Source organism: Sphingomonas sp. PL-96 (assembly GCF_020707215.1).
Taxonomy (GTDB): Bacteria; Pseudomonadota; Alphaproteobacteria; order Sphingomonadales; family Sphingomonadaceae; genus Sphingomonas.
Map to the genome: position 1 here is coordinate 56,901 of NZ_JAJFET010000002.1, position 16,409 is coordinate 73,309.

The 16,409-nt window shown below is 68.2% G+C and carries 19 protein-coding genes; 13 read left to right on the plus strand and 6 right to left on the minus strand.

The window, feature by feature from the left end; all coding sequences use genetic code 11:
• Nucleotides 1-70: 70 nt before the first annotated feature.
• Nucleotides 71-214 carry a hypothetical protein gene (locus LK533_RS05685; RefSeq protein ID WP_229361817.1) on the minus strand — a complete coding sequence of 48 codons (144 nt, stop codon included), beginning with the start codon at nt 212-214 and terminating at the stop codon, nt 71-73.
• A 171-nt stretch (nt 215-385) separates the two neighbouring features.
• Between LK533_RS05685 and pspF the strand changes: the two genes are divergently transcribed.
• The 4 genes from pspF to LK533_RS05705 all read left to right on the plus strand — a co-directional run bounded on the left by pspF (nt 386) and on the right by LK533_RS05705 (nt 2,866).
• Nucleotides 386-1,417, plus strand: coding sequence for a phage shock protein operon transcriptional activator (gene pspF / locus LK533_RS05690; RefSeq protein WP_229361818.1), 1,032 nt, complete (start codon nt 386-388; stop codon nt 1,415-1,417).
• A 122-nt stretch (nt 1,418-1,539) separates the two neighbouring features.
• Nucleotides 1,540-2,151 (plus strand): superoxide dismutase, encoded by a 612-nt coding sequence (locus tag LK533_RS05695; protein WP_229361819.1) that lies wholly within the window; start codon nt 1,540-1,542, stop codon nt 2,149-2,151.
• Nucleotides 2,152-2,392: 241 nt separating this feature from the next.
• Nucleotides 2,393-2,605, plus strand: a complete 213-nt coding sequence (locus tag LK533_RS05700) for a cold-shock protein (protein ID WP_125959770.1) — start codon at nt 2,393-2,395, stop codon at nt 2,603-2,605.
• 60 nt (nt 2,606-2,665) lie between these two features.
• Nucleotides 2,666-2,866 (plus strand): hypothetical protein, encoded by a 201-nt coding sequence (locus LK533_RS05705; protein ID WP_229361820.1) that lies wholly within the window; start codon nt 2,666-2,668, stop codon nt 2,864-2,866.
• Between the two features lie 376 nt (nt 2,867-3,242).
• On the opposite strand, the gene LK533_RS05710 is transcribed toward LK533_RS05705, so the two are convergent.
• The 3 genes from LK533_RS05710 to mtaB are packed head-to-tail and all read right to left on the minus strand — an operon-like array spanning nt 3,243 to nt 6,057.
• Nucleotides 3,243-3,881: a septation protein A gene (locus LK533_RS05710; RefSeq protein WP_229361821.1), complete on the minus strand. Its 639-nt coding sequence runs from the start codon at nt 3,879-3,881 to the stop codon at nt 3,243-3,245.
• The gene (ftsY, locus tag LK533_RS05715; protein ID WP_229361822.1) at nt 3,878-4,813 is read right to left on the minus strand and encodes a signal recognition particle-docking protein FtsY; all 936 of its coding nucleotides are present in this window, start codon (nt 4,811-4,813) and stop codon (nt 3,878-3,880) included. Before ftsY ends, LK533_RS05710 begins: the two co-directional genes overlap by 4 nt.
• The gene (gene mtaB / locus LK533_RS05720) at nt 4,810-6,057 is read right to left on the minus strand and encodes a tRNA (N(6)-L-threonylcarbamoyladenosine(37)-C(2))-methylthiotransferase MtaB (RefSeq protein WP_229361823.1); all 1,248 of its coding nucleotides are present in this window, start codon (nt 6,055-6,057) and stop codon (nt 4,810-4,812) included. Before mtaB ends, ftsY begins: the two co-directional genes overlap by 4 nt.
• Between mtaB and LK533_RS05725 the strand changes: the two genes are divergently transcribed.
• A complete protein-coding gene (locus LK533_RS05725) occupies nt 6,056-6,634 on the plus strand; it encodes a DUF924 family protein (protein WP_229361824.1) in 579 nt (192 codons plus the stop codon). The two genes, mtaB and LK533_RS05725, sit on opposite strands and share 2 nt — an antisense overlap.
• On the opposite strand, the gene LK533_RS05730 is transcribed toward LK533_RS05725, so the two are convergent.
• The gene (locus LK533_RS05730; RefSeq protein WP_229361825.1) at nt 6,609-8,264 is read right to left on the minus strand and encodes a putative bifunctional diguanylate cyclase/phosphodiesterase; all 1,656 of its coding nucleotides are present in this window, start codon (nt 8,262-8,264) and stop codon (nt 6,609-6,611) included. The genes LK533_RS05725 and LK533_RS05730 overlap by 26 nt on opposite strands.
• Before the next feature lie 218 nt (nt 8,265-8,482).
• Here LK533_RS05730 and ffh point away from each other — a divergent pair, with 218 nt between their 5' ends.
• The 6 genes from ffh to LK533_RS05760 all read left to right on the plus strand — a co-directional run bounded on the left by ffh (nt 8,483) and on the right by LK533_RS05760 (nt 14,103).
• The gene (ffh, locus tag LK533_RS05735) at nt 8,483-10,003 is read left to right on the plus strand and encodes a signal recognition particle protein (protein ID WP_229361826.1); all 1,521 of its coding nucleotides are present in this window, start codon (nt 8,483-8,485) and stop codon (nt 10,001-10,003) included.
• A gap of 77 nt (nt 10,004-10,080) precedes the next feature.
• A complete protein-coding gene (gene rpsP, locus LK533_RS05740; protein WP_229361827.1) occupies nt 10,081-10,464 on the plus strand; it encodes a 30S ribosomal protein S16 in 384 nt (127 codons plus the stop codon).
• Between the two features lie 74 nt (nt 10,465-10,538).
• The gene (locus LK533_RS05745; protein WP_229361828.1) at nt 10,539-10,688 is read left to right on the plus strand and encodes a hypothetical protein; all 150 of its coding nucleotides are present in this window, start codon (nt 10,539-10,541) and stop codon (nt 10,686-10,688) included.
• Between the two features lie 31 nt (nt 10,689-10,719).
• Nucleotides 10,720-11,181 carry a ribosome maturation factor RimM gene (rimM, locus tag LK533_RS05750; RefSeq protein WP_229362161.1) on the plus strand — a complete coding sequence of 154 codons (462 nt, stop codon included), beginning with the start codon at nt 10,720-10,722 and terminating at the stop codon, nt 11,179-11,181.
• 88 nt (nt 11,182-11,269) lie between these two features.
• Complete coding sequence (locus LK533_RS05755; protein ID WP_229361829.1) at nt 11,270-12,760, plus strand: phospholipid carrier-dependent glycosyltransferase; 1,491 nt, start codon at nt 11,270-11,272, stop codon at nt 12,758-12,760.
• A 125-nt stretch (nt 12,761-12,885) separates the two neighbouring features.
• Nucleotides 12,886-14,103, plus strand: coding sequence for a sulfotransferase family protein (locus LK533_RS05760; RefSeq protein ID WP_229361830.1), 1,218 nt, complete (start codon nt 12,886-12,888; stop codon nt 14,101-14,103).
• Between the two features lie 7 nt (nt 14,104-14,110).
• Here the strand turns inward: LK533_RS05760 and LK533_RS05765 are convergent, their stop codons facing one another.
• Complete coding sequence (locus LK533_RS05765) at nt 14,111-15,040, minus strand: NAD(P)/FAD-dependent oxidoreductase (RefSeq protein WP_229361831.1); 930 nt, start codon at nt 15,038-15,040, stop codon at nt 14,111-14,113.
• 28 nt (nt 15,041-15,068) lie between these two features.
• Here LK533_RS05765 and trmD point away from each other — a divergent pair, with 28 nt between their 5' ends.
• Complete coding sequence (gene trmD, locus LK533_RS05770) at nt 15,069-15,800, plus strand: tRNA (guanosine(37)-N1)-methyltransferase TrmD (RefSeq protein ID WP_229361832.1); 732 nt, start codon at nt 15,069-15,071, stop codon at nt 15,798-15,800.
• A 1-nt stretch (nt 15,801) separates the two neighbouring features.
• Nucleotides 15,802-16,194, plus strand: coding sequence for a 50S ribosomal protein L19 (gene rplS / locus LK533_RS05775; protein ID WP_229361833.1), 393 nt, complete (start codon nt 15,802-15,804; stop codon nt 16,192-16,194).
• Nucleotides 16,195-16,409 lie beyond the last annotated feature (215 nt).

Here is a 16,409-nt window from a genome sequence, read left to right on the forward strand (position 1 = left end):
CGAATGCTACTCCTGTGTTGTTCTGGTTGGGCCGGGACGAGGGGGTAATTTCGTCCCGGCCCGCCACCGGTCACGCGATTGCGGAGCCGGCGGATTGGAAGGTCGAAGCCGGGCCGGTGCCGGTTGCTGCCGTCAGCGTCACGGTGCTGAGCACCAGGGCTGCGATCAGGCAGGCGAGGGTCTGGCCGAGGCTCTTTGCGTTGGTGGTCGTCATCGTCTTGCTCCCTGAACCTGTTGTGCTGCCCGTTTCGCCGGGCTTGCCCATTGCTTTGCAGGAGCCGTGCCAGTTTGAAAAACGGCGGAAAACCGCCGATATTGCCCAGGCAGGGATCAAACCGTCACAAAGCCGTTGCCAACAATTGGCAACCTGCGCCAAGCTTCCGGAATGGAGCGCGCAACCCAGGTCATCGGCCAGTCCACAGCCTTTCTCGACACGCTGGAGCGCGCCAGTCGGGCGGCCGCGCTGGACCGGCCGGTGCTGGTGATCGGAGAGCGCGGAACCGGCAAGGAGCTGGTCGCCGAGCGTCTCCACCGCCTGAGTCCGCGCTGGGACCAGCCTTTGGTGGTGATGAACTGCGCGGCGCTGCCGGAGACGCTGATCGAGGCGGAACTGTTCGGGCACGAGGCGGGCGCCTTCACGGGTGCGACCAAGGCGCGGGCGGGCCGGTTCGAGGAGGCGGATCGCGGGACGCTGTTCCTGGACGAGCTCGGCACGTTGTCGATGGCGGCGCAGGACCGGCTGCTGCGCGCGGTGGAATATGGCGAGGTGACCCGGATCGGATCGTCGCGGCCGCTGCACGTGGACGTACGGATCGTGGCGGCGACCAACGAGCATCTGCCGGACCGCGTGGCGGCGGGCACGTTTCGCGCCGACCTGCTCGACCGGCTGTCGTTCGAGGTGGTCACGCTGCCGCCGCTGCGTGCGCGGGCCGGCGATATCCCGGTGCTGGCCGAGTTCTTTGGCCGGCGCATGGCGGCGGAGATCGGGCGGGAGGTGTGGCCGGGCTTCGGCCCTGCGGCGCTCGATGCGCTGACGAGCCACCCGTGGCCGGGCAACGTCCGCGAGCTGCGCAACGCCGTGGAGCGCGCCGTCTATCGCTGGGAGCGGCCGGGGCCGATCGACGCGATCGAGATTGATCCTTTCGCCTCGCCCTATCGGCCGCGCGGGCAGGCGCCCGCGATGGTGCCGCTACCGGCGTCGGAGCCGGTGGCTTTGCCGGAAGCGTCGGCGCCGCGGGATTTCGAGCCCGCCGACTTCAAGACCCGGGTCAATCGCTTCGAGCGTGAGCTGCTGTCGCGCGCGCTGGCGGAGAATCGCTTCAATCAGCGCACCACGGCAGAGGCGCTGGGGCTGAGCTACGACCAGCTTCGCCATGCGCTGCGCCGGCACAATCTGCTGGGGCAGGGTGGGGGCTGAGTTTCCGGCGATCCGAGGTTGCGCACGCCGCATCGCGGCTTACCTAGAACGCGACCGTAACGACCGGAGAAATTCGGCCGCGCCCGCGTTCGCATCGCAAACCCACATAAGGAGGAACCGCCATGGCTTTCGAACTTCCCCCGCTGCCCTATGCCTATGACGCGCTGGAGCCGACCATCGACAAGGAAACGATGACGCTTCACCACGACAAGCATCACAAGGCCTATACCGACAAGCTGAACGAGGCGGTCGGCGAAGACCCGAGCCTTGAGGGCAAGACGATCGAGCAGATCCTGGCCAACATGTCGGGCGCGCCCGCCAAGCTGCGCAACAACGGCGGCGGCTATTGGAACCACGACTTCTTCTGGAAGTCGATGAAGAACGGCGGCTCGCAGCCGACCGGCGCCCTGAAGGACGCGATCGACGCCAAGTTCGGCTCGGTCGACGCATTCAAGGAGCAGTTCAACACCGCCGGCGCGAACCAGTTCGGATCGGGCTGGGCATGGCTGATCGTGGGCGAGGATGGCGAGCTGGCCATCACCTCGACCCCGAACCAGGACAATCCGCTGATGGACGTGGCCCCGGTGAAAGGCACGCCGATCCTGGGCAACGACGTGTGGGAACACGCCTATTACATCACCTATCGCAACGCCCGGCCGGAATATCTGAAGGCCTGGTGGAACGTGGTCGACTGGGATGTCGCCAATCAGCGCTACGAGGCGGCAAAGGCCTGAGGCGAGGGGCGGGAAGGAAACTTCCCGCCCTTTGTTTTCGTACCTACGTAGAATTCTGCCGAGAGCCCGTGAAATAAACAGGAGCGCTGCCTTGTTAATTTTGCGCTGCTCTGCTACATAAGGGTTGCTACAGTCGCATATTGACGGTTTTCGGCGCTTTGCGGCTCCTCTTTCCTTCTTTCCCTGTGTTTGAGCGCAAGCGCTCCCGACACGCGGGCGCGCCTCCAAGAAGGAAATACCCATGAGCATTCTCGGCACCGTCAAGTTCTTCAACGCCGACAAGGGCTATGGCTTCATCGCGCCGGATACGGGCGGCGACGACGCATTCGTCCACATCACGGCGGTCGAGCGGGCCGGCATGATCACCCTCAACCAGAACCAGCGCGTTTCGTACGAGCTGGAGCAGGACCGCCGCGGCAAGATGGCAGCGGTGAACCTTCAGCCGGCCGACTAAGTCGGACGGCGACCCGGCGGCGCCATTCGGCGCCGCCGTGCTCTTATCGGGAGACCGTCCATGGCACAGCTAAGCTTTCGTGAGCACGCCGCACAGGCCCATGCCGATGCGGAATCGGCAACGCTGGACATGGTGCGCGATCGCTGTCTTCGGGCCGAAGCGGCCTGGACGGCGATGGCCGAACGCCAGGAACGCGTGGATCGGCTTCGTGCCGAGCGTGAAGGTGGAGCGGGACCCGCCCTTTTTCAGGATATTGAGTGAAGTTCTTCAGCAAGCAGAATACGACCGACTTTCCCATTTCCGATAGCGCCGTCGCAACGGCCCGCCGACAGTCGGCCGCGGATCGCCAGATGCAGGCGATCGCCCGGGCTGCGGTCCGCGAAGTGCTCGGATAAACCAAAAAGGCGCGCCATCGCTGGCGCGCCTTTTTGTTTGTGGGCCTCCCGTCGCCATCATCCGGTCAACTGCCGCCCCGCTGAGTGGGATGACACCAAGTAGAACCGTTCATGCTGAGTAGGGGCTGAGCTTGTCGAAGCGCCGTATCGAAGCACCTGCGGCGGTCCTTCGATACGCCAATTCGACTGCGCTCAATGGCTACTCAGGACAAACGGGGTGGCGGAAAATATGGGGGCAGCCCTCAACCCTCCGGCGGAACCGGCGTTTCCTTTTCCGTGGTGAGCCCGTGGCGCAGCAGCATCGGCACATTGGCCATCGCGAACAGCAGGGTCAGCGGCACCGCGCCCCACAGCTTGAACCCGACCCAGAAGTCCCAGCTGCTGTTGCGCCACACGGCTTCGTTCAGCACCGCCATGAAGGCGAAGAAGCCGGTCCAGTTGATCGTCAGCTTGCGCCAGCCTTCGGCCGAAAGTCCCGGGTAAGCGCCCTCCAGCAGCGACTGGAGCAGCGGTCGGCCAGTGGCGAGCCCGAAGCCCAGAATGGCCGAGAACATCGCATAGACGATGGTCGGCTTCACCTTGATGAAGGTGTCGTCGCGGAAATAGAGGGTGAGGCCGCCGAACACGAGCACCAGCCCGCCCGTGATCCACAGCATCGGCGAGATGCGGCCGGTCTTGATGTGCGACACCAGGATGGCGACGAAGGTCGCCACCATGAAGGCCGCCGTCGCGATCAGCACGCGTGCCAGGCTGTCGACCATGTTGGGCAGGTGCAGCTTGCCCGCGAGCAGGTTGGCGGCGAAGAATACGGCCAGCGGGCCATAGTCGAGCGCCATGCGCAGCCCGGGGCTCGCCTCCTGGTGCGGTGCGGTCGTGCTCATCGCAGGTTCCTTCCCTGATCGACCCCGGCGATGATGCGGGCCACTTCATTGGCATCGAAACCGCGCAAGTCGTCGGCAGTCTCGCCGACCCCGATCGCATGGATCGGCAGGCCGTAGCGCTCGGCCGCCGCGACCAGCACGCCGCCGCGGGCGGTGCCGTCGAGCTTGGTCATGACCAGGCCGGTGACGCCTGCGGTCTCCTTGAACACCTGGATCTGGTTGAGCGCGTTCTGGCCGGTGGTGGCGTCGAGCACCAGCACGACGTCGTGCGGCGCCTCCGGGTTGAGGCGGCCGAGCACGCGGCGGATCTTCGCAAGCTCGTCCATCAGCTCACGCTTGTTCTGAAGGCGCCCGGCGGTGTCGACGATCAGAACGTCGATGCCGGTCGCGGTTGCCTGCTTCACGGCTTCGTAGACGATGCCGGCCGCGTCGCCGCCCTCGGCACCCGAAACGATCGGCACGCCGATCCGCTCGGCCCAGGTGCGCAGCTGGCCGATGGCGGCTGCGCGGAACGTGTCGCCGGCCGCCAGCATCACGCCATAGTCCTGGTCGACCAGCGTCTTGGCGAGCTTGGCGATGGTGGTGGTCTTGCCCGATCCGTTGACGCCGATCACCAGGATCACCTGCGGGCGCGGGAATGCCTCGATCTCGAGCGGCTTTGCGACCTTGGCGAGCGAGCGCTCGACCTCCTCGGCCACCACCAGGCGAATGCCGAGCTCCTCCATGTTGCGCTCATACTGACCTTCGGACAGGCGGGTGCGCACGCGGGCCGCGGTTTCGGGCCCCAGGTCCGAGGCGATCAGCGCCTCCTCGATCTCGTCGAGCGTGTCCTCGTCGAGTCGAGCCGCCGACAGGCCGGCGAGGTTGCCCATCAGCCGGTCGGAGGTCTTGCGGAACCCCCCGAGCAGCCGGTCGTGCCACGAGGTGCTCATGCCGCCACTCCCACCAGCCGGCCCTGCTCGACGCCGGTGATCGCCACGTCGGCGATGGTGCCTGCCTGCATTGTTCGATCCAATCCTGTTTCCGCAAAGGCTTCCGCATGGCCGCGGTTGCCGGGACGTTCCACCAAAACCCGCTGCCGCGTGCCGACGAGGCCGCGCAGCCATGCCGCATGCCGCTCGGCCGCACGTGCCCGCAGCCGCGCCGCACGCTCGCGTGCCACGGCCGGGTTCACCTGCGGCATGCGTGCCGCGGGCGTTCCGGCGCGCGGCGAAAAGGGAAAGATATGCGCGTGCACGATGTCGCAATCATCGAGCAGCGCCAGGGTATCCGCAAACATTGCCGCGTCTTCGGTCGGGAAGCCCGCGATCAGGTCCGCGCCGATCGCAATTTCCGGCCGCGCCGCCTTCAACCGCGCGACCATTGCGACGGCATCGGCGCGCAGGTGCCGGCGCTTCATGCGCTTGAGGATCAGGTCGTTGCCGGCCTGTAGCGACAGATGGACGTGCGGAAGCACCCGCGGCTCGCCGGTGAGCAGCGCCATCAGCCGGTCGTCGATCTCGATCGAATCGAGCGACGACAGCCGCAGCCGCTCCAATGCTGGCACATGGGTGAGGATGCGCTCGACCAGCTGGCCCAGGCTCGGCTGGCCGGGCAGGTCCTGGCCGTAGCTGGTGAGATCTACGCCGGTCAGCACCACTTCGCGATGGCCTGCGGCGACCACCTCCGCCACGCGCGCGACCACGGCGCCGGCGGGCGCCGAGCGGGCAGGGCCACGGCCGAAGGGAATGGCGCAAAAGGTGCAACGATGATCGCAGCCGTTCTGCACCTCGACAAACGCGCGGACGTGCGCGGCAAAGGCGGGGGCGAGGTGCGGCGTGTCGCGCTGCACGGCGCTCCAGTCAGAGACGCGGACCGGCTCGCTGCCCGCCCACGCCTCCGGCAGCAGCTTGTCGGCGTTGCCGACGACGCGATCGACCTCGGGCATCGCCGCAAACGCCTGCGGGTCGATCTGCGCGGCGCAGCCGGTGACGATCAGCTCCGCCTCCGGCCGTTCGCGGCGTGCCCGGCGGATGGCGCGGCGGGTGCCGGCCACCGCTTCGTTGGTGACCGCGCAGCTGTTGACGACCACCGCATCCCGGCGCCCCAGGAGCGTGCGGATCGTCTCGCTTTCGGCGATGTTGAGCCGGCAGCCGAGGGAAATCACCTCGGGCAACGCGGAAGAAGGGGGTGGCATGGCGGCTGATCTAGGGGCGGGACCGGACGAAGTCCAACGTGTGGCGGATGCCGTGCTGCACTTCTGGTTCGAGGAACTGTCGCCCGAGCAGCATTTCGCCAAAAGCGACGCGCTTGATGCCACCATCCGTGAGCGCTTCGGCAGCCTGCGCGACGCCGTGTTCGCGGCGAATGCGGAAGGATGGCGCGACACGCCCGACCGGCTGCTGGCTGCGATCCTGTTGATCGACCAGTTTTCGCGCAACCTCTTGCGCGGCACGGCCGAGGCGTTTGTCGCCGATCCGCTGGGACTGGAGCTTGCGCTGTCCGGCATCGCGGCCGGGTTTGCCCCTCGATTGTCGCCGGAGCGCCGAGCATTCCTGTACATGCCGTTGATGCATGCCGAGGACCGCGGCGTGCAGCGGTTCGCGCTCCGCTGTTTCGCCGAGCCGGGACTGGAGACGAACCTCGCCTTTGCAAAGGCGCATGCCGAGGTGATCGAGCGGTTCGGGCGCTATCCGTCGCGCAATGCCGCACTCGACCGCGACTCGACCGCGGAAGAGCAGGCCTACCTCAGCCAACCAGGCGCGGGCTGGTGATCCCGAGCGGAGGCGGCGGTCCGATGTCGAACTCGGGCCGGGGAACGAGCTGGCGACGCTCGGCCAGCATCTGGCGCACGGCCGCGGTCGAGAGCGGCGGGCCATAGCGCAGGCCTTGCGCCTTTGCGCAGCCAAGCGCGCGTAACCGGCCTTCGGTGGTCGCGTCGGGTACACCTTGCGCGGTCACGGGCAGGTTGAGGCTTTCGCCCAGGCGGCAGATCGCCGTGACGATGGCGGCCGCATCGGCGTCCTCGGCCATGGCGCCAACGAGCCGCGCGTCGATCTTGATGCGGTCGAGGGGCAGCGCGCGCAGGTGCGCCAGGCTGGAAAAGCCGGTACCGAAACCATCCAGCGCGATGCACACGCCCTGGTTCTTGAGGCTGCCGATGATCGACTGCGCCAGCGGCAGATTGTCGAACAGCGCGCCCTCGGTGATTTCCACTTGCAGGCGGTGGGCGGGAAAGCCGGTCTCCGTCAGCAGCTTGAGGATCTTCTGCGCCAGCCAGGCATCGCGCAGCTGGCGCCGGGACAGGTTGAACGACAGCGACAGCGACGGGTCCCAATCGCGCGCGGCTTCGAATCCGTGGCGCATCAGGCAAAGCGATAGCTCGGCGATCAGGCCGGTGTCTTCCGCAATCGGCAGGAACGACTCTGCGTCCAGCACGCCGCGCACCGGATGCTGCCAGCGCGGCAGTACCTCGAACCCATCGAGATCACCCGTCGACAGGTCGATCTGCTGGTCGAAGAAGGGCAGGATCTGCCCCCGCGGGATCGCGATCCGCAAGGCTTCCTCAACATCGTTGCGGCTGTGCAGCTCGCGCTCCATGGACCGGTCGAACGTGACGGCGCGATCGCGGCCTGCGCGCTTGGCGCTACCCAGCGCGATGTCGGCGGCACGCATCAGCGCCTTGACGGTCCGGCAATCGGGACCCGACCGGGCCACGCCCATCGATGCGGTGACCTGGCCCGGCACGCCGCCCAGGTCCATCGGCCGCGACAGGCGCGCGAGCAGTCGTTCGGCGAGCCGGTCGACCTGGTCCGGCCGGCGCGGATCGACCGGCAGCATGCAGGCGAACGCGTCGCCGCCGGTGCGCGCAACCTGGGTGCCGGGCGGCATGGTCTCCAGCATCGCCGCCGCGACCTCGCGCAGCATCGCATCGCCTGCGGCCTTGCCGTGCATGTCGTTGACCGCTTTGAAATGGTCCAGGTCGAGCAGCAGCAGCGCGACGGCGCCACGGCTGCGCTCCGCATGCGCGACCAGGGCCGCGCCTTCCGACGCGAATGTCGTGCGATCGAGCAGGATCTGGAGCGGATCGGGCGCGGCGAGCGCGCGAGCGTGCCGCTCTGCGGCAGCATCGGCGCGGGTGGCGTCCCGTTGCGCCTTGTGGCGGCTCCAGGCGAGCAGCAGCAACGCGAGGTTGAGCAGCAGGGCGGCCACGTGCAGCCCGTCAGGGGCCGGGCCTGAGCCGAACCAGCCCTCCAGCGTCTCTGCTGCTACCAGGCTGCCCACGCCCACCAGGAGCAGGGTTGAGGCGATCCCGACACCCAGCAACACCGCCTCCGACGGCAGGCGTAGCCGGGTGGGCCGGCGCGTGCCAAGGATCCTGGTGAAAGGGGGGCGGGAAGACATGACTCCTTGTCGCTGGCAGGTATGTAGATCGGGTTAAGCGGCCCCATTTGCTCGCAACTCTTGCCCAGTTCGGCGCAATCGGCTATCGGGCCTCCGTCGTTCCTCAATGGGACGGCATCCATGCGAACGCCCACGGGCGACGCCGGCCGACGAGGTTTCGTCCGCCGGCGTGTTTTGCTTGGGCGCCGGACGGAGGATGTGGGAAGTGGAGCAGGTACGTGTTCGATAGCTTGAGCGACCGGCTGGGAGGCGTCTTCGATCGCCTGCGGGGCCGTGGTGCGCTGACCGAAGCCGACGTGCGTACCGCCATGCGCGAAGTGCGCGTGGCGCTGCTGGAGGCCGATGTCGCGCTTCCGGTGGCGCGCTCCTTTGTCGACAAGGCTACCGACGCCGCGATCGGCCAGGACGTGCTGCGCTCGGTCACGCCGGGGCAGCAGGTCGTCAAGATCGTCCACGACACGCTGGTCGACATGCTTGGGCCGGACACGGCCGAGCTCGACATCGCGGTCACGCCGCCGGCGGTGGTGATGCTGGTCGGTCTCCAGGGATCGGGCAAGACCACAACGACGGCGAAGCTCGCCAAGCTGCTCTCGGGTCGCGAGCGCAAGAAGGTGCTGATGGCGTCGCTGGACGTCAATCGTCCGGCCGCGCAGGAGCAGCTGGCGGTGTTGGGTACCCAGGTCGAGGTGGCGACGCTGCCGATCGTGGCGGGGCAGCAGCCGGTCGACATCGCCCGGCGCGCACTCCAGTCGGCGAAGCTCCAGGGCTTCGACGTAGTGATGCTCGATACGGCCGGTCGCCTCCACGTCGACCAGGCACTGATGGACGAGATGAAGGCGGTGTCCGACATCGCCCGTCCGAACGAGACGCTGCTGGTGGTCGACTCGCTGACCGGCCAGGACGCGGTCAATGTGGCGACCAGCTTTTCCGAGCAGGTGCCGCTCACCGGCGTGATCCTGACCCGCATGGACGGCGATGCGCGCGGTGGTGCGGCGCTGTCGATGCGCGCGGTCACCGGCAAGCCGATCAAGTTTGCGGGCGTCGGCGAAAAGCTCGACGCGATCGAGCCATTCCACCCCAAGCGCGTCGCCGGCCGCATCCTGGGCATGGGCGACGTCGTCTCGCTCGTCGAACGCGCGGCCGAGAGCATCCAGGCGGAGGATGCCGAGCGCATCGCCAGCCGGATGGCCAAGGGCCAGTTCGACATGAACGACCTGCGCGCGCAGCTCCAGCAGATGCGCCGCATGGGCGGACTGGGTGCGCTGGCCGGCATGATCCCGGGCATGAAGAAGGCGCAGGCGGCGATGGCTTCCGGTGCGGTCGACGAAAAGATCCTGCTGCGCATGGACGCGATGATCACGTCCATGACGGTGAAGGAGCGCGCCAAGCCCGAACTGCTCAACGCCAAGCGCAAGATCCGCGTCGCCAAGGGTTCCGGCACCACGGTGCAGGACGTCAACAAGCTCCTGAAGATGCATCAGGAAATGTCGACTGCCATGAAGAAGCTCAAGAAGATGGGCGGGCTGAAGGGCATGATGGCGATGCTGGGCAAGGGCGGTCCGGGGGGCGGCATGGCCGGCCTCGGCAATGCCCTCGGCGGCGCCGAGCTTGGCGACATGATGAGCAAGGCGGGCGGCGCCGGTGCGTTTCCGGGGGGCGGCCTGCCCGGCCTTCCCGGGGGCGGCAAGGGCGGCATGCAGCTGCCCCCCGGCTTCGAGAACCTGATCAAGAAGAAGTGAGCGCCCCGACGGGGCAATCAGCAACCCAACGGTCCGGCAGCTGCCGCGGCCACGAGTAGAAAGAAGAAGGAAATCCCATGGCAATCAGCATGCGTCTGTCGCGCGGCGGCTCCAAGAAGCGCCCCTACTACCGGATCGTGATCGCGGACGCCCGCAGCCCGCGCGACGGCAAGTTCATCGAGAAGGTCGGCACCTACAACCCGCTCCTCGCCAAGGACGACGAAAAGCGCGTCGTGCTCGACACCGAGCGTGCGAAGCACTGGCTGAGCGTTGGCGCGCAGCCGACCGACCGCGTCCTCCGCTTCCTGGACGCAGCGGGCGTCAAGGAGCGCGCTGCGCGTAACAACCCGAACAAGGGCAAGCCGGGCGAAAAGGCCACCGAGCGCGCCGAAGAGCGTGCGACCAAGGCGGCTGAGGCAGCTGCCGCTGCCGAAGCTCCGGCCGAGACCGCCGAGGCCTGAGCCCAAACCGGCGTTCGTGCGTTTCTTCTGCCGGACCCGCTCTTATCGGGCGGGCTGGCAGAAGGAGCGGCACGATGACCATCGACCCCGAACAGCACGGCGCCAACGACCATGACGACTCGTCGTCCCCGAACACCGGTGCGGGCACCGGCGTCTCGACGCCCGATCCCGCGGAGGGTGCCGACGACGCCCCCGGCGGCGGCGACGGATCTCCCGACGCCTGAGGCGGAGCCGGACGCCGACGGCGAGCGCCGTGTGGTGCTCGCCGCGGTGGTGGGCGCGCATGGCATCGCGGGCGAGGTGCGGCTCAAGGTCTTCGCGGAGGACCTGGGCGCGCACCGCGTGCTGAACGGCGGCGCGCTGACCGTGAAGTCGGTGCGGCCGGGCAACAATGGCGCCATCGTCCGCTTCGCCGAGGTGTCCTCGCGCGACGCGGCCGAGGCGTTGCGCGGTACCCAGCTGTGGGTGTCGCGCGACAGCCTGCCTCCGCTGGAGGAGGGCGAATATTATCATGCCGACCTGATCGGCCTGGCGGCAGTGTCCGACACCGACGAACCGCTCGGCAGCGTGGTCGCGGTCGAGAATTTCGGCGCAGGCGATGTGATCGAGATCGAGCGGCCCACGGGCAAGCGCTTCATGGTGCCGATGCGTGCCGATGCCGTGCCTGAGTGGAACAGCGAGCGGCTGGTGGTCGCGAGCGCCTTCATCGAAGCCTGAGGCGTCCGGCGATTCTCGCCGGGAGGCTCGCAGAACTGCCATAAAAGGTCGCTTGTCGTGCGGCCGGCCCGTGGCTAGGCGGCCGGCGATGCTGCGCAAGCCTGCTCCCCTGCTGCTTCTGGCGGCGCTGACGCTGTTCGTGCTGGCGGCACTCGTTCTGCCGACCAACCGCGACGAGAGCCAATATGTCGCGGCGGTCGAACTGATGCGCTACGGCCTGCCGTTCCGCGACTTCATGTACCTCCAGACGCCGTTGCAGCCGTTCCTGCTGGCGCCCTTCGCCTATGTCGAGGAGGGCTGGCTGTTCCTGGCGCTGCGGCTGGCGAACGCGGTCGTCGCTGCCGGCGCAGTGGTGTTCGTCTACCTCGCCGCCAAGGCGGCCGGCGGCACGCCCCGCCGGGCACTTGCCGCCGCGGCCATGCTGACCCTGTGCGACGCGATGATCTTTGCCGGCGGCGTCGCCCGTAACGACGCGCTGCCGGTGTTCTTCGAGGCGCTAGGCATCTGGTTGCTGGTGGCGTCTCAGCTTCCGCTGCGCGCCGACTGGCGACGCTTTCTGGCGGGCCTGGCCTTTGGCGCGGCGGTGTCGGTCAAGATCAGCTACATCGTGCCGGCCGGCATCCTGTTCGGGGTGATGCTGTATGAGGGGCGCACGGATCGCTTCGGGGGCGCCATCGCCTATGCGCTGGGCGGGGCGCTCGGCGTGCTGCCGACGCTGCTGCTGCTGGCGATGGCGCCCGAGAGCTTCCTGTTCGGCGTGTTCGAATATTCGCTGGTGGCGCCACAGCAATGGCGAATGCTCAACGAGCAGGCGCACATGCTCGCCTTTCCGACGACGCTGGGCAGGCTCGCCTGGTTCCTGGTGCAGGGGCCGGCGCTGGTGGTGCTCGCTCTGGTCCTGTGGCGGCGCTTTCGCCATGGACGCGACCGGCATGGGCTGGCGCTCGACTGGCTGATCATCGCCGGGTGCGTCGCGGCGATGCTGCCGCAGCCGACGTTCCGCCAATATGTCATCCCCATCCTGCCGCCGCTGTTCGTGCGGTTCGGCGCCATTCACGGGCCGATTGCGCCCAGGCGCGGGCTGCAGCTGGTGTTTGCGGTGACGCTGGTGCTTGGACTGGTGCGGATCGGCAGCGACTCCGTGTCGGCGCTGCGTCGCGGTTCGCCCATCTTGCTGGCGGTGACCGATGGCGACTGGCTGGGCGAGCATCTCGATGACAGCGGCGCCCCGGGCAAGGCGGTGAGCCTGTCGCCGGAGCGCTTCGCCGGCGGCAGGCTCGACATCGACCCGCGGTTTGCAATGGGGCCGTTCGTCTACCGGATGCGTGGGCTCATGACCCCGGCCGAGGAACTGCGGATGCACGTCGTCACCCGCGAGCGTCTGGACCAGGCCTTGAACCGCGCGCCGCCGCCCGCGATCGTGACGGGTGGGGAGGGGCGCTCGACCCCCGGCGCGCCGGGCGGCCTGGACGCGCCGCTGCGACAATGGGCGGAGCGCCACGCCTATCGCCGGATGCGCTCGCCCTCGGGAATTCTTTCGCTGTATCTGCGTCCGGTCCAAACCGCCGCGCGCCGCTGACCACAGGCCGTGGCACAAGCTGCGCGCTGAAGGGTTGAACTGGTGCCGACGAGGTCCCTCCGTCGCGCTGCCGGAGGTCACCCTTGGAACTCGTCCCCACCGCTTGCCCTTCCCGCGGCCGTCACGTGCGCATCAACGGCCTGCTGGAACAGGCATGGCGCCGCGGCTGGCTGTCGCGACCGGTGCTGGAGCCGGACCATCTGGTGGCGACGGCGCGCGCGCGGACGGGGCTGCAGGATCTGGGCAGCGGACCGGGGTGGCGCGATCGGTTGGAGCGGCTCACGGAGGCGCTGCATGCGCAGGCGGCGCTGTCGCCGCTGGGCACGGTCATTGCCTATGGCCAGCTGGTGTCGGCGCTTGCCGATCGAGCGCGGGTTCACGCGCTGTGGCGCCGGCATCCCGAAATCCTCGAGCAGCCGATCGCGCAGCCGATCATCGTGCTGGGCCAGATGCGGTCGGGGAGCACCCGGATGCAGCGGCTGCTCGCCTGCGATCCCGGGTTTGCGCACACGCGCTTCTTCGAAAGCTGGAACCCGGTGCCGATACAGCGCCGCAACTGGCTGGACGACCGTCGGGTACGCGCCTGGATCGGCCTGCGCTGCGCGCAGTGGCTGAATCCGGAGTTCCGCGTCGTTCATCCGACCGGCCTCACCCAGCCCGACGAGGAAATCGGGCTGCACAATGTCTCCGTCTTCGGGGCTGCGTTCGAGGCGCAGTGGCGCATCCCGAGCTTCGCTGCCGCCGGCGAGCGCATGGACACGCGCGCGGTCTATGCCGAGTTCCGGCGGCTGCTCCAGACCGTGGCCTGGCTGCGCAAGGACAGGTCCGCGCGCCCCTGGGTGCTGAAGCTGCCGCAGTTCAGCCAGGATCTCGACTCGCTGCTGGCCGCCTTTCCCGACGCGCGTCTCGTCTGCCTCGACCGGCCGGCGGGGGCACTGGTCGCCTCTTCCGCATCGCTGGCGCATGGGCAGATGACGGTACAGTCCGACGCGGTCGACCGCCGCTGGATCGGGGCGGAGTGGCTGCGCAAGGTGGCGCTACGCCAGCAGCGGATGACCGAGGCGCGGGCACGGGCGGATGTGCCGCAGGTGGATGTCGGCTTCCACGCGATGAACCAGGACTGGGAAGGCGAAATGCGCCGCGTCTATGCGATGCTCGGCCTGCCGCTGACGGAGGCGGTGCGCGGGCGCATGGCGCGCTACCTGGCCCAGCCGCGCCACAAGCGGCTGGCGGGACATCGCTACACGCTTGCCGACTTCGGGCTGAGCGAGGGGCAGGTCCAACGGGCCATGAACGCCGCGACCGCGCCTGTGCCGCCGCGGCGGGTACGAGCGGTCGCTTAGCGCCGCCTCAGCGCCACAGCGGCGTCTGTTCGCTCAGCGTGTTGCGGATGGTGGTGGCGGCGACGCCGGCCTCGCCCATCGCGTGGCTGATCTGGTCCAGACCCTTCACCACGTCGCCCGCGGCGAACAGGCCGGGCACCGACGTGCGCTGGTGGTCGTCCACTTCCAGGCAGCCGTCGTCGCTTGCGCGTGCACCGGCCTCCACCGCCAGGTGCGAGCGGATGCGCGAGCCGAGCGCGGGATAGACGCTGTCGAACGCCATGCGCCCACCGGCGGTGTCGAGCGCCAGCTGGTCGCCCTCGATCGCGAAGCCGCCGCATGGGCCGTCGACTCGGGCAATACCGGCAGCGTCGAGCTTGGCCGCGCACGCATCGTCCAGGCCATGCTCGGCTTCGGGGGCAATCAGCGTCACGTCGCGGGTATAGCCACGCAGGAACAGCGCCTCGCGCATGCCATGGTCGCCAGTACCGATCACGCCCACGCGCTTGTCGGTGACTTCATAGCCGTCGCAGATCGGGCAGTAGCGCAGCAGCCCACGGACAAGCGCGGCGTCGTGAACGTCGTTTGGCAGGCTTTTGGGTCGATGGTTCACCACGCCCGTCGCCAGCAGCACGGTGCGCGCGCGGGCCACACGATCGCCGATGCGCACTGCAAAGCCGTCCTCGTCGCGCGAGAGGCCCGTGACTTCCGCCAGTTCCCGGTGCGCGCCGTAGCGTTTGGCCTGGTCGTGCATCAGGCGGAGCAGTTCGGTGCCCTTGATCCCCTCTGGATAGCCAGCGTGGTTGTGGGTGCACGGAATCATCGCCGCGCGGCTGGAGCCGCAGTCGAACAGCCGGATCGAGAGGTGGAAGCGCGCCAGGTAAATGGCGGCGGTCAGCCCGGCCGGACCCGCACCGATAATGATGCAGTCGTCGGGCTGCGTCTGGGAACTTGTCATCCTGTCTCCACCGGTCAATGGGCGGCGCATGACCTTTGCCGCTACCGTCCTAACGCTTTACCCGGAGATGTTTCCCGGCCCACTCGGCACTTCGCTTGCCGGCCGTGCGCTGCGCGAGGAACGCTGGTCGCTGGAAACGGTGCAGATTCGCGACTTTGCCACCGACAAGCACCGCTCGGTGGACGACACGCCGGCCGGCGGCGGGGCGGGGATGGTGATGCGCGCCGACGTGCTTGCCGCCGCGCTCGACAGCGTCGCCGACGACCGTCCGGTGATCGCTATGAGCCCGCGCGGTCGCCCGCTCGACCAGCAACGGGTGCGGGCACTGGCGCAAGGGCCGGGGGTCACCGTGCTGTGCGGGCGCTTCGAGGGCTATGACGAGCGGCTGTTCGAAGCACGCGACATCGAGCTCGTGTCGATCGGCGACTATGTCCTGTCGGGCGGCGAGATGGGCGCGCTGGTGCTGCTCGATGCTTGCATTCGACTGCTCCCCGGCGTAATGGGCGCCGCTTCCAGCGGGGATGACGAGAGCTTCGAAACGGGGCTGCTCGAATATCCGCAATATACCCGACCAGTGACATGGGAAGGGCGCACGATCCCCGAAGTGCTGCGATCGGGGGATCATGCGAAGATCGCGGCCTGGCGAAAGCACAGGTCCGAGGTCGATACACGGCTACGGAGGCCGGATCTGTGGGAGCGCCATGAGGGCGCTCGGGTCCGACCTCCCTCTGGCGCGCGGCGACATGACGAGGAAGACTGACATGAACCTCATCCAGACGCTCGAAGCCGAGCAGATCGCCAAGTTCAACGAGGCGAACAAGATTCCGGAATTCCGCGCGGGCGACACGCTGCGCGTTGGCGTGAAGGTCGTCGAAGGCGAGCGCAAGCGCGTCCAGAACTACGAAGGCGTGTGCATCGCGCGTTCGAACAAGGGCATGGGCTCGTCGTTCACCGTCCGCAAGATCAGCTTCGGTGAGGGCGTCGAGCGCGTCTTCCCGCTGTACTCGCCGAACATCGACTCGATCGAGGTCGTGCGTCGCGGTGTGGTGCGTCGTGCGAAGCTCTATTATCTGCGTGGCCGCACCGGCAAGTCGGCGCGTATCGCCGAGCGTCGCGATCCGCGTCCGTCCGACAAGGCTGCTGCCGCCGAGTAATCGGCCGGCGCCATCGGCACCGCTTGAGAGGGGCGTGGGAGGCGAGAGCTTCCCGCGCCCCCTTTTGCGTGCGCGCCGTTTTCTTTGGTTCGTCCGTGCTTTACCCGAGGGACCGGGGTCGCGATAACGCGGGCCTGGCGCCTGCGTCCGCAGGTGCGTTCCACGGAGATGCGGCGGGATGTTGAAATGGGTGTTGGGCGTTGCGATGCTGTCGA